The sequence below is a fragment of the Xanthobacter nonsaccharivorans genome (assembly GCF_043194755.2).
GTDB classification, from domain to species: Bacteria; Pseudomonadota; Alphaproteobacteria; order Rhizobiales; family Xanthobacteraceae; genus Xanthobacter; species Xanthobacter autotrophicus_G.
This window is the reverse complement of the sequence record NZ_CM195526.1, coordinates 2,586,278-2,598,148: the sequence shown is the minus strand read 5'-3', so window position 1 is coordinate 2,598,148 and position 11,871 is coordinate 2,586,278. Positions and strand designations below refer to the sequence as shown.

Below are 11,871 nucleotides of genomic sequence, written 5' to 3'. Positions count from 1 at the left end.
AGGAATATGCGCCCATGCAGAGCCGATCTCGCCTCCAGACCATCCTCGCCACGCTCGCCCTCCATCTGGGAGCGGCGGCTGTCATCGGCTATTTCGCATACCATGCCTACAATGGCGACCACGGCCTCGTGGCGCGGCGCAATTACGAGCAGGAGATGCGGGGGCTCGAGAGCGATCTCGCCGCCCTGAAGGCGCAGCGCAAGGCCATCGAGAATAAGGTCTCCCTGCTTGCCCCGAACCAGCTCGATCCCGACATGCTGGACGAGGAGGGACGGCGCCAGCTCAACTTCATCAATGGCAAGGATCTGGTGCTGCTTCGCAGCAAATGAACTGAAGATCAGTTCATGCATGATATGAACCATATTTCAGTTCAATCAAGTGAAATAAAGCATTTGCAACGTGTTGCAGTGCAGCGGAGGCATTTTCCTGCTTTGAGGCTCCCGGAAGCTGGGTTAGAGAGGCGCAGTTCCAGAGCTTCCTGAGGATGCCGATGGCCGCCAAGAAGACCTCGCCCCGCGCCGCCGCTGATGCCGCGACCCCGGCCCCCTTCACCAAAGACCAGGATCTCTTCGCCTATCGCGAGATGCTGCTCATCCGCCGCTTCGAGGAGAAGGCCGGCCAGATGTACGGCATGGGTCTCATCGGCGGCTTCTGCCACCTCTACATCGGCCAGGAGGCCGTGGTGGTGGGCATGCAGATGGCCATGAAGACCGGCGACCAGGTCATCACCGGCTATCGCGACCACGGCCACATGCTCTCCACGGGCATGGACGCCAAGGGCGTCATGGCCGAGCTCACCGGCCGCCGCGGCGGCCTGTCCAAGGGCAAGGGCGGCTCGATGCACATGTTCAGCATCGAGAAGCAGTTCTTCGGCGGCCACGGCATCGTCGGCGCGCAGGTGTCGCTGGGCACCGGCCTCGCCTTCGCCGACCGCTACCGGGAGAACGGCAACGTCTCCGTCACTTATTTCGGCGACGGCGCGGCCAACCAGGGGCAGGTCTACGAGAGCTTCAACATGGCCGAGCTGTGGAAGCTGCCGGTCGTGTACGTGATCGAGAACAACAAGTACGCCATGGGCACGGCGGTCTCCCGCGCCTCGGCCCAGCAGGACTTCTCCAAGCGCGGCACCTCCTTCAACATCCCCGGCGAGCAGGTGGACGGCATGGACGTGCAGGCGGTGAAGGCCGCCGGCGAGCGGGCGCTCGCCTTCGCCCGCGAGGGCAACGGTCCCTACATCCTGGAGATGCAGACCTACCGCTATCGCGGCCACTCCATGTCGGACCCGGCGAAATACCGGTCCAAGGAGGAGGTCCAGAAGATGCGCACCGAGCACGATCCCATCGAGCAGGTGCGTGCGCGTCTCCTCGATGCGCACAAGGCGACCGAGGACGAGCTGAAGAAGATCGACGCGGAGGTCCGCGAGATCGTCAACGAGGCGGCCGACTTCGCCAGCCACGATCCCGAGCCCGACGTCTCCGAGCTGTACACGGACGTGCTGCGCTGAGGCGCCGGCCGTGGCGTCGTTCTTCCATATCCTCGCCGGGCTCGCCCTGCTCGCGGCCCTTGCGGCCTGGGGTTGGGCCGTGCGGGGCGGCCTCCAGTCCATCGCCGACGACCGGGCAGCTGGGCTCCCGGCCGGGTTCGGCCGCCACCTCCTCCTCGTCCTGTGGCCTTTCGCCGTGAAGCGGCGCGGGCCGGAAGCCGATGCCGACGCGGTGCGCGCCGGCAAGGCGGCCGTCGCCTTCTTCGTGGCGCTGACCGTCGCGGTCGCGGCCATCTCCGCCTACACCAACCTCACCTTCAAGCCCACCGCGGCCCCGGCCGGCTCCTTGCCGGCCGCGCCCGCGAGCGCGCCGAGCAAGAGCTGACTGCCATGGCCATCGAAGTTCTCATGCCGGCCCTGTCTCCCACCATGGAGAAGGGCAACCTCACCAAGTGGGTGAAGAAGGAAGGCGACACGGTCAAATCCGGCGACGTGCTCGCCGAGATCGAGACCGACAAGGCCACCATGGAGGTGGAGGCGGTGGATGAGGGCATCCTCGGCAAGATCCTGGTGCCGGAAGGCGCCCAGGACGTGGCCGTGAACACGCCCATCGCCACCATCCTGGCCGACGGCGAGGACGCCAGCGCCAGCCCGGCTCCCGCGCCCGCTCCGGTCCCGGCCGCTGCGCCGGTCGCCGCCGCTCCGGCGCCGGTGGCTGCCGCCCCGGCCGCCGCACCTGCCCAGGCAGTGGCCCAGCCGGATCCGGAAGTGCCGGCCGGCACCGAATACGTGACCATGACCGTCCGCGAGGCCCTGCGCGACGCCATGGCCGAGGAGATGCGCCGCGACGGCGATGTCTTCGTCATGGGCGAGGAAGTCGCCGAATACCAGGGCGCCTACAAGATCACGCAGGGGCTGCTCCAGGAGTTCGGCGCCCGACGCGTTGTCGATACGCCCATCACCGAGCACGGCTTCGCCGGTCTCGGCGTGGGCGCGGCCATGGCGGGCCTGAAGCCTATCGTGGAGTTCATGACCTTCAACTTCGCCATGCAGGCCATCGACCACATCATCAATTCGGCGGCGAAGACGCTCTACATGTCCGGCGGGCAGGTGCACTGCTCCATCGTGTTCCGCGGCCCCAACGGCGCGGCCGCCCGCGTCGCCGCCCAGCACAGCCAGGACTACACCGCCTGGTACAGCCAGGTGCCCGGCCTGCGCGTCATCGCCCCCTACAGCGCGGCTGACGCCAAGGGCCTGCTGAAGGCCGCCATCCGCGATCCCAACCCGGTGATCTTCCTCGAGAACGAGATCCTCTACGGCCACTCCTTCGAGGTGCCGAAGCTCGATGACTACGTGCTGCCCATCGGCAAGGCGCGCATCGCCCGCCCGGGCAAGGACGTGACGCTGGTGTCCTTCTCCATCGGCATGACCTATGCGCTGAAGGCGGCGGAGGAACTGGCCAAGCAGGGCATCGAGGCGGAGGTGATCGACCTGCGCACCATCCGCCCCATGGACGTGGACACCATCATCGCCTCGGTGAAGAAGACCGGCCGCTGCGTGAGCGTGGAGGAGGGCTGGCCGCAGTCCGGCGTCGGCGCCGAGATCGTCGCCCAGCTCATGGACAAGGCCTTCGACTATCTCGACGCCCCGGTGCTGCGCGTGACCGGCAAGGACGTGCCCATGCCCTATGCCGCCAATCTCGAGAAGCTGGCCCTGCCGACGGTCGCCGATGTGATCGCGGCGGTCCACGCGGTGACCTACAAATGATAGCGGCCGACGAGGCCAAGGGGGACCCGCCGTCCTCCTATTATGACCGGGAGCACGTGGCCGGCCACGTGCGCACGGGCCAGCACCGCGAGGTGATCGGCGGCCTGTGGGAGCAGGTCGGCCGGCTCCAGCTCGACTTCCTCGTGAAGCACGGGCTGAAGCCGGGCCACCGGCTCGTCGACATCGGCTGCGGCAGCCTGCGTGGCGGGGTCCGGTTCGCCGCCTACCTGGAACCCGATCGCTATTATGGCATCGATCTCAACCAGGACCTGCTCGATGCCGGCTGGGAGCACGAGATCGTGCCCCTCGGCCTCGACAAGAAGCTGCCGCGGGAGAATCTCAGGGTCTCCGACAGCTTCGACCTGGCGCCCTTCGGGGTTCAGTTCGACATGGGCATCGCCCAGTCGGTCTTCAGCCACCTGCCCTTGCCCTATCTCGTGGAGTGCCTTGCCCGCATTGCGCCCTTCTTCGTGCCGGGCGCGACCTTCTTCGTCACCTGCTTCCTGGTGCCGGACCGCAGCTTCGACGGCAGCTACAAGCAGGGGCGCGGCGGCGTGGTGACATTCCCCGACAAGGACCCGTTCCACTACACCGAGGCGCAGCTCTCGCAGGCCCTCTCCAGGGACCCGAACTGGGAGATGAAGGTCATCGGCGGCTGGTCCCATCCCCGCCAGCAGCAGATGCTCGCCTTCACCCGGCGTCGCTGAGGTTTTTTGCATTTTTCGAAAGGCCAAGAAGATGCCCATCGAAATCCTGATGCCGGCCCTGTCCCCCACCATGGAGAAGGGCAACCTTGCCAAGTGGCTGAAGAAGGAGGGCGACACCGTCAAGTCCGGTGATGTGCTCGCCGAGATCGAGACCGACAAGGCCACCATGGAAGTGGAGGCCATCGACGAAGGCGTCCTCGCCAAGATCCTGGTGCCCGAGGGCTCGCAGGACGTGCCGGTGAACCAGCTCATCGCCGTGCTCGCCGGCGAGGGCGAGGACGTGGCCGCCGCTGCCGCCGGCGCCGGCAAGGGCGGGGCGCCTGCACTGGCCGCGGCCCCGGCCCCCGCCGCTGCTCCCGCCGCCACGACGGCTCCTGCTGCGGCTGCCCCTGCTGCGGCTCCGGCCCCGGTGGCGAACGGGCAGGGCGGGCGCGTGTTCGCCTCGCCTCTGGCCCGCCGGCTTGCCAAGGACAAGGGTGTCGACCTCGGTGCCGTGGCGGGTTCCGGCCCGCACGGCCGCATCGTCGCCCGCGACATCGAGGGCGCCCAGCCCGGCCTCAAGGCGGCCCCCGCTGCCGCCGCGCCCGCCCCCGCGGCTGTCCCGGCCGCTGCGCCCGCGCCCAAGGCGGCGGTCGCCACCGCGCCCGGCGCCGAGCAGGTCAAGGCCCTGTTCGAGCCCGGCTCCTATGAGGAGATCCAGCTCGACGGCATGCGCAAGACCATCGCCCGCCGCCTGGTGGAGAGCGAGCAGGTGACGCCCACCTTCTTCCTGACGGTGGATTGCGACCTCGACGACCTGATGGCCCTGCGCGAGCAGGTGAACGCCAATGCCGCCAGGGACAAGGACGGCAAGCCCGCCTACCGGGTCTCGGTCAACGACTTCATCATCAAGGCCATGGCGCTGGCGCTGCAGAAGGTGCCCGCCGCCAATGCCGTGTGGGCCGAGGACCGCGTCCTGCGCATGAAGCATTCGGACGTGGGCGTCGCGGTGGCCATCGACGGCGGTCTCTATGCGCCCATCGTGAAGAAGGCGGAGCAGAAGACGCTCTCCACCATCTCCAACGAGATGCGCGACCTCGCCGCCCGCGCCCGCACCAAGAAGCTGAAGCCGGAGGAATATTCCGGCGGCTCCACCTCCGTGTCGAACCTCGGCATGATGGGGATGCGCAACTTCACCGCCATCATCAACGCGCCGCAGTCCTCCATCCTCGCGGTGGGCGCCTCCGAGCAGCGGGCGGTGGTGAAGGGCGGCGAGATCCGGATCGCCACCCAGATGACCGTGACCATGACCTGCGACCACCGGGTGATGGACGGCGCGCTGGGCGCGGAGCTGCTCAGCGCGTTCAAGGGCTTCATCGAGAAGCCCATGTCCATGCTCGTGTGAGCATGCTGGTGTAAGACCGCGGGGACACTGCAGCTGCGGCAGATCAAATCCTGCCGCGGCGGAGCAGTGTAGCTGCGGAGGCATCGGCGCCCGGCGCCGTCTGTCCCAAGAAAGGTGAACCAAAATGAGCCATACGCCCCACGAGCTTGCCGCCGATTTCCCGGAGTTCGCCGAGAAGATCCAGGTGCTGAAGGCGAGCGATGCGCACTTCGCCAAGCTTCACGACGCCTATCACGAGGTGAACCGCCAGGTGCATCGCGCCGAGACCGACGTGGAGCCCACCGGCGACGAGGAGGTCGAGGTGATGCGTCGCGAGCGCATGAAGCTCAAGGACGAGCTCTACGCCATCCTGTCCAAGTGAGCGGTGGGCCGGGCCTGCCCGGCCACCGCCCGGGAGGGGAACCGCAGGAGCGGTGAGAGGAACGGGGAAGGATGAAGCTCTATCTCGCCGGTCCCGAGGTGTTCCTCGCCGATGCGCGGGAGATTGGCCGGCGCAAGGCCGAGCTTTGCGCCGGCTACGGCTTCACCGGCCTGTTCCCCCTCGACACCGAATGGCATGGCGCGGCCCCAACCAGCCGCGCCATCTTCGCCGCCAACCTCGCCTTGATCCGCGAGGCGGATGCGGTGCTGGCGAATCTCACGCCGTTCCGGAGCATCAGCGCCGATCCGGGAACGGCTTTTGAAGTCGGCTATGGATTTGCCCTCGGCAAGATCGTGGCGGCCTATTGCGCCGCGCCGGGGGAGCTGAAGCACCGGGCCGTCGCCGCCATCGGCGCGACCGGCGCGCCGGCGACGGACGCGGGCATTCCGCTCGCCGACGGGCTCCACGTGGAGGATTTCGGCCTGTTCGACAATCTGATGCTGGCCGAGGCGCTGATCGCCTCCGGCCTCCAGGTGGTCCAGGCGCAGCAGGAAGTGGACGATCCCTTCCGCGACCTGACCCTGTTCGAGGCTGCCCTCGCCGCGCTCGCCCGCGGCAGGCGTGAAACGATCACCGGCCGATGACACGGCCTTTCCCCATCACCCCCGAACACGCGCCCGCCGGTGGATCGCGCGGCGAGGAGACCTTCCATGGCTGACACCTACGACATCATCGTCATCGGCGGCGGGCCGGGTGGCTACGTGGCCGCCATCCGCGCGGCGCAGCTCGGCTTCAAGACCGCCGTGGTGGAGAAGAGCCACCTGGGCGGCATCTGCCTCAACTGGGGCTGCATCCCCACCAAGGCGCTGCTGCGCTCCGCCGAGATCTACCATTACATGGAGCACGCCAAGGACTATGGCCTCTCCGCCGAGAAGATCGGCTTCGACGCGGCCGCCGTGGTGAAGCGCTCGCGGGGCGTCTCCGCGCAGCTCGCCACCGGCGTCGGCTTCCTGCTCAACAAGAACAAGGTGGACGTGATCTGGGGCAAGGCCACCTTGACCGCGCCGGGCAAGCTGAAGGTGGAAGCCGCCCAGAACCCGCCCAAGGGCGCCAAGGGCGGCGGCGACTATTCGGCCAAGCACGTCATCGTCTCCACCGGCGCCCGCCCGCGCGCCCTGCCGGGGCTTGAGCCGGACAAGAAGCTGATCTGGACCTATTTCGACGCCATGGTGCCGGAGAAGATGCCCAAGAGCCTTCTCGTCATGGGCTCGGGCGCCATCGGCATCGAGTTCGCCTCCTTCTACCGCACCATGGGCGCCGAGGTGACGGTGGTGGAGGTGCTGCCGCAGATCCTCCCCGTGGAGGACGAGGAGATCGCCGCCATCGCCCGCAAGCGCTTTGAGAAGCTGGGCATGAAGATCATGTCCGGGGCGAAGGTCACGGGCGTGACCAAGCACGCGGACAGCATCACCGCCCATATCGAGGACGAGAAGGGCGCCAAGCACGACATCACGGTGGAGCGCATGATCTCCGCCGTGGGCGTGGTGGGCAACGTGGAAGGGCTGGGCCTCGAGGCGCTGGGGGTGAAGATCGAGCGCGGCATCGTGGTGACGGACGGCTACGGCCGCACCAACGTGCCCGGCGTCTACGCCATCGGCGACATCGCCGGCCCGCCCATGCTCGCCCACAAGGCGGAGCATGAGGGGGTGATCTGCGTGGAGACCATCAAGGGCCTCCACACCCATCCCATGGACAAGAACAAGATCCCCGGCTGCACCTATTGCACGCCGCAGATCGCCTCGGTGGGCCTTACCGAGAAGAAGGCCAAGGAGCAGGGCCGCCAGATCAAGGTGGGCCGCTTCCCCTTCATCGGCAACGGCAAGGCCATCGCGCTGGGCGAGCCGGACGGCCTGGTGAAGACCATCTTCGACGCCAAGACCGGCGAGCTGCTCGGCGCCCACATGGTGGGGGCGGAAGTGACCGAGCTGATCCAGGGCTTCGTGGTGGCCATGAATCTCGAGACCACCGAGGAGGAGCTCATTCACACGGTGTTCCCGCACCCGACGCTCTCCGAGATGATGCACGAGAGCGTCATGGCCGCCTACGGCCGCGCCATCCACGTGTGAGGGGGCGCCCCGGGCCTCCGGTCCGGGGCCTCTCGCCAAGGGCGGCGGGCGGATGCATGATCGCCGGGCCTTTCCCGGATGGCAGCGGCCAAACGGGCGTCGTGCACAGGGGGCCATCATGGACCAGCACACAGTCGCGTTCCTGAACCAGCCGGGGGTCGGCTTCTTCTCGCTGATCATCATCGGCATCATCGCCGGATGGGTCGCCGAGCGGGTCACCGCCAGCAACCACGGCCTTTTGACGAACCTCCTCGTCGGCGTCGCCGGCGCCTTCATCGGCGACAAGCTGGCCTCGGTGTTGAACGTGCCGGTGTTCGGCTTCTTCCGCACGCTCATCGCCGCCATCGTCGGCGCCATCGTGCTGCTGTGGGTCTGGCGCGCAGTGCGCGGACGGTGAGGAGGGCGGGATGATCATCTCCATTCTCGTCGGCATCATCGCCGGCTTCCTGGCCGAGAAGATCATGAAGTCCTCGGGCGGGCTCCTCACCAATCTGGTGGTGGGGCTCGTCGGCGGCATGCTCGGCGGCTGGGTGGCGGGGGCGCTCGGGCTCCAGTATATCGGCGACGGCATGCTCGACCGCATCGTCATCTCCACCTGCGGCGCCGTTCTGCTGCTCGCCATCTGGCGGGCGGTGACGGGCAAGCGGCCGGCCTGAGGACGCGGGCCGCGGAAAACGCATCGCCGCGGCGCGTGCCGCATGGCTTCCGGGCTGCGGCGGCGCACAGTATGTTGAACACGAACCCGCCCGCTCCAGCTTCTGGTCCGGGCGGGGTGCCGCCCGGATGGGGCCCGTTCCCGGCCCGGGGTCAAGAGAGTCAGCCCATGGTCACGGTCATCGACACCCACGCCCGCCCCCGCCATCCGGAGAAGGCGCACCGCCCCGAGACGGAGGTGCTGCGCAAGCCGGAATGGATCCGCGTGAAGGCGCCGGGCTCCGCCGGTTGGAGCGAGACGGCGGGCATTGTGCGGGCGAACGGCCTCCACACGGTGTGCGAGGAGGCGGGCTGCCCCAACATCGGCGAGTGCTGGGAGAAGAAGCACGCCACCTTCATGATCATGGGTGACACCTGCACGAGAGCCTGCGCCTTCTGCAATGTGCGCACCGGCCTTCCGGAGGCCCTGGATCAAGGCGAGCCGCAGAAGGTGGCGGACGCGGTGGCCAAGCTCGGCCTCTCCCACGTGGTCATTACCTCCGTGGACCGGGACGATCTTTCGGACGGCGGGGCGGAGCATTTCGCCCGCACCATCTCCGCCATCCGCAAGGCCAGCCCCTCGACCACCATCGAGATCCTCACCCCCGATTTCCTGCGCAAGGACGGGGCGCTGGAGGTGGTGGTGGCGGCGCGGCCGGATGTGTTCAACCACAATCTGGAGACTGTGCCCTCCAACTACCTGTCGGTGCGGCCGGGGGCGCGCTACTTCCACTCCCTGCGCCTGCTGCAGAAGGTGAAGGAGCTGGACGGCTCCATCTTCACCAAGTCCGGCATCATGGTGGGCCTCGGCGAGGAGCGGCCCGAGGTGCTCCAGCTGATGGACGACCTGCGCTCGGCGGACGTGGATTTCATCACCATCGGCCAGTATCTCCAGCCCACCCGCAAGCACCACAAGGTGGAGCGCTTCGTGACGCCGGACGAGTTCAAGGCCTACGAGACCGTGGCCTATGCCAAGGGCTTCCTGATGGTGTCGTCGAGCCCGCTCACCCGCTCCTCGCACCATGCGGGCGACGATTTCGAGAAGCTGCGCGCGAACCGCGCGGCGCGGCTCGGCCGGGCCTGACCTCGGTGCCGTCCTTTTCGAATGCGCGGCGGGTGAAGCACTCCGCGCCGGACATGTTCGACCTCGTGGCGGATGTGGAGCGCTACCCCGAGTTCGTCCCGCTCTGCCAGGCGCTGCGGGTGAAGCGGCGCATGAAGTCGGACGAGGGCGTCGAGATCCTCGTTGCCGACATGACGGTGGCCTACAAGCTCATCCGCGAGACCTTCACCTCCCGCGTGACCCTGGACCGGCCCCGCCTGACCATTCATGTGGAGTATCTGGACGGGCCGTTCAGCCGCCTCGACAACCGCTGGGAGTTCGTGGGGCAGGGCGCGGCCGCCTGCGACGTGAAGTTCTTCATCTCCTACGAGTTCCGCTCGCGCACCCTCGGCATGCTGATGGGCGCCATGTTCGACGCCGCCTTCCGCCGTTTCGCCGATGCCTTCGAGGCGCGGGCGGATCAGGTCTACGGCACGGTGGGGTAGGACGCGGGCCGGCTTCAGTCGTCCTTGTCCTGCTGCACCGGGGCGCCGGCCTCCTTCCACGCCTTGAAGCCGCCGCCCACGTGGGCCACCGGCTTCAGCCCCATGTCCTGCGCGGCCGCGGCCGAGAGCGCCGAGCGCCAGCCCCCCGCGCACAGGAAGATGAAGGGGCGCTCCTCGCCGAACACCGGCTTGAAATAGGGGCTCTCCGGGTCGATCCAGAATTCCAGCATGCCGCGCGGGCAGTGGAAGGCGCCGGGAATGCGCCCCTCGCGCTCCAGCTCGCGGGGATCGCGCACATCCACCAGCAGGGCACCGTCCGCGACCCGCTCCAGCGCCGCCTCGGGCGTCAGGGTCTCGACGCGGGCGTTGGCTTCCGCGAGCAGGGTCTTGAAGCCGCGGGTGATGGTCTGGGCCATGGGGTTTCCTCCGTTCGGAGGCGGAGGAGAGGGGGCCGGAGGCACGCTGTCAAGGCACGCCTCCTCTCGTCGCCGAGGCTCCGCGGCCCGGCGCGAGGCGCCGGTGGGGCAGTGGTGCCTTACAGCTCGCTGTAGGTGCCGTCCTTCCACTCGTAGACCACATAGTCGAGCTTGGTGATGTCGCCCTTCTTGTCGAAGGAGAGGGGGCCGAGCACGGTCTCGAAGGTCATGCCGGAGTGGATCTTGTCCGCCACCTTCTTGGGGTCGAGAGATTTCGCCGCCTCCGCCGCCTGCTTCATCACCTGCACGGCGGCATAGGAGTAGAGGACATACCCCTCGGCATCGATGCCCTTCTCCTTCATGCGCGCGACAATGTCCTTGGCGGCCGGGTTCTTGCGCGGATCGGGGCCGAAGGTCATCAGGCTCCCCGTCGCGCCAGGGCCGGCGACGCTCCAGAATTCCTTGTCGGCGATGGCATCCCCGCCCATCAGCACGGTTTTCAGCCCCTGGTCGCGCATCTGGCGCACGATGAGGCCGGCCTCCGGGTGCAGGCCGCCGAAATAGACAAGGTCCACCCCCGCCGCCTTCATCTTGGAGACGAGGGCGGAATAGTCCTTCTCGCCGGGGTTGATGCCCTCATAGAGCACTTCCCTGACGCCGCCCTTGTTCATGGCCTTCTGCGTCTCGTCGGCGAGGCCCTTTCCATAGGGGGTCTTGTCATGGACGATGGCGACCTTCCTGTCCTTGTAGTTCGCGGCGATATAGCCGCCGGCCACCGGGCCCTGCTGGTCGTCGCGGCCGCAGGTGCGGAAGGTGTTCCACAGCTTGCGCTCGGTGAAGACGGGATTGGTGGAGGCGGGCGAGATCTGCAGCACGCCGGCCTCCTCATAATCCTGCGAGGCAGCGATGGAGATGCCCGAATTGATGTGGCCCACCACGAACTTCACGCCGTCGGAAATGAGCTTGTTGGCGGCGGCCTTGCCCTGCTCGGGCTTGCCGCCGTCGTCGGCCACTTCCAGCACGATCTTCTCGCCCAGGATGCCGCCGGCCGCGTTGATGTCCGCCACGGCCTGCTCCGTGCCGAGCTTCATCTGGGCGCCGAAGGCGGCGATGGATCCGGTGAGCGGGCCCGCTGCGGCGATCCTCACATCGGCCTGAGCGGAGGGCGCGAGCGCAAGGCCGGCGCAGAAGGCAAGCACGGCGTAGGAAAGCCTGTTCATCCCGATCCCCTCGAAACTGTCGCGTGTTTTTCTGGCGGCGGCCGTGGACGGCCTCGGGCGCGCCGGGCCTGTGGCGCAGGAAGCAAGCGCCATGCCCTCATGCCCCGCATGATTGCCAACTCCGCCGGCGAACACAAGGTCGCCAAACGCGCGCAAATCCCGGCGC

At 67.9% G+C, this 11,871-nt stretch carries 15 protein-coding genes; 13 read left to right on the top strand and 2 right to left on the bottom strand.

Features of this window, described 5'->3' with window-relative positions; translation table 11 throughout:
- Positions 1-14 precede the first annotated feature (14 nt).
- The 13 genes from V5F59_RS11960 to V5F59_RS11900 all read left to right on the top strand — a co-directional run bounded on the left by V5F59_RS11960 (position 15) and on the right by V5F59_RS11900 (position 10,069).
- Complete coding sequence (locus tag V5F59_RS11960; protein ID WP_393977633.1) at positions 15-329, top strand: FtsB family cell division protein; 315 nt, start codon at positions 15-17, stop codon at positions 327-329.
- A 161-nt stretch (positions 330-490) separates the two neighbouring features.
- Complete coding sequence (gene pdhA, locus V5F59_RS11955; RefSeq protein ID WP_393977631.1) at positions 491-1,504, top strand: pyruvate dehydrogenase (acetyl-transferring) E1 component subunit alpha; 1,014 nt, start codon at positions 491-493, stop codon at positions 1,502-1,504.
- A gap of 10 nt (positions 1,505-1,514) precedes the next feature.
- Positions 1,515-1,868, top strand: coding sequence for a hypothetical protein (locus tag V5F59_RS11950; protein ID WP_393977629.1), 354 nt, complete (start codon positions 1,515-1,517; stop codon positions 1,866-1,868).
- A gap of 5 nt (positions 1,869-1,873) precedes the next feature.
- Positions 1,874-3,250, top strand: a complete 1,377-nt coding sequence (locus tag V5F59_RS11945; protein WP_393977627.1) for a pyruvate dehydrogenase complex E1 component subunit beta — start codon at positions 1,874-1,876, stop codon at positions 3,248-3,250.
- The gene (locus V5F59_RS11940) at positions 3,247-3,957 is read left to right on the top strand and encodes a class I SAM-dependent methyltransferase (RefSeq protein WP_393977625.1); all 711 of its coding nucleotides are present in this window, start codon (positions 3,247-3,249) and stop codon (positions 3,955-3,957) included. The genes V5F59_RS11945 and V5F59_RS11940 overlap by 4 nt, the downstream gene beginning before the upstream one ends.
- 31 nt (positions 3,958-3,988) lie before the next feature.
- Positions 3,989-5,341, top strand: coding sequence for a pyruvate dehydrogenase complex dihydrolipoamide acetyltransferase (locus tag V5F59_RS11935; RefSeq protein ID WP_393977623.1), 1,353 nt, complete (start codon positions 3,989-3,991; stop codon positions 5,339-5,341).
- A 124-nt stretch (positions 5,342-5,465) separates the two neighbouring features.
- Positions 5,466-5,702 carry an HP1242/YdcH family protein gene (locus V5F59_RS11930; RefSeq protein ID WP_393977621.1) on the top strand — a complete coding sequence of 79 codons (237 nt, stop codon included), beginning with the start codon at positions 5,466-5,468 and terminating at the stop codon, positions 5,700-5,702.
- 71 nt (positions 5,703-5,773) lie between these two features.
- Positions 5,774-6,346, top strand: coding sequence for a nucleoside 2-deoxyribosyltransferase (locus tag V5F59_RS11925; protein ID WP_393977619.1), 573 nt, complete (start codon positions 5,774-5,776; stop codon positions 6,344-6,346).
- A gap of 66 nt (positions 6,347-6,412) precedes the next feature.
- Entirely contained in the window at positions 6,413-7,828 is a 1,416-nt protein-coding gene (lpdA, locus tag V5F59_RS11920; RefSeq protein WP_393977617.1) for a dihydrolipoyl dehydrogenase, read from the top strand.
- A 118-nt stretch (positions 7,829-7,946) separates the two neighbouring features.
- Complete coding sequence (locus V5F59_RS11915) at positions 7,947-8,225, top strand: GlsB/YeaQ/YmgE family stress response membrane protein (RefSeq protein WP_393977615.1); 279 nt, start codon at positions 7,947-7,949, stop codon at positions 8,223-8,225.
- Positions 8,226-8,235: 10 nt separating this feature from the next.
- Positions 8,236-8,484, top strand: coding sequence for a GlsB/YeaQ/YmgE family stress response membrane protein (locus tag V5F59_RS11910; RefSeq protein ID WP_393977613.1), 249 nt, complete (start codon positions 8,236-8,238; stop codon positions 8,482-8,484).
- Between the two features lie 167 nt (positions 8,485-8,651).
- Positions 8,652-9,605 carry a lipoyl synthase gene (lipA, locus tag V5F59_RS11905; protein WP_393977611.1) on the top strand — a complete coding sequence of 318 codons (954 nt, stop codon included), beginning with the start codon at positions 8,652-8,654 and terminating at the stop codon, positions 9,603-9,605.
- A 5-nt stretch (positions 9,606-9,610) separates the two neighbouring features.
- Positions 9,611-10,069: a type II toxin-antitoxin system RatA family toxin gene (locus V5F59_RS11900; RefSeq protein ID WP_393977609.1), complete on the top strand. Its 459-nt coding sequence runs from the start codon at positions 9,611-9,613 to the stop codon at positions 10,067-10,069.
- Positions 10,070-10,083: 14 nt separating this feature from the next.
- On the opposite strand, the gene V5F59_RS11895 is transcribed toward V5F59_RS11900, so the two are convergent.
- Entirely contained in the window at positions 10,084-10,485 is a 402-nt protein-coding gene (locus V5F59_RS11895) for a rhodanese-like domain-containing protein (RefSeq protein ID WP_393977607.1), read from the bottom strand.
- Positions 10,486-10,604: 119 nt separating this feature from the next.
- The gene (locus V5F59_RS11890; protein WP_393977605.1) at positions 10,605-11,705 is read right to left on the bottom strand and encodes a branched-chain amino acid ABC transporter substrate-binding protein; all 1,101 of its coding nucleotides are present in this window, start codon (positions 11,703-11,705) and stop codon (positions 10,605-10,607) included.
- Positions 11,706-11,871: the final 166 nt, after the last annotated feature.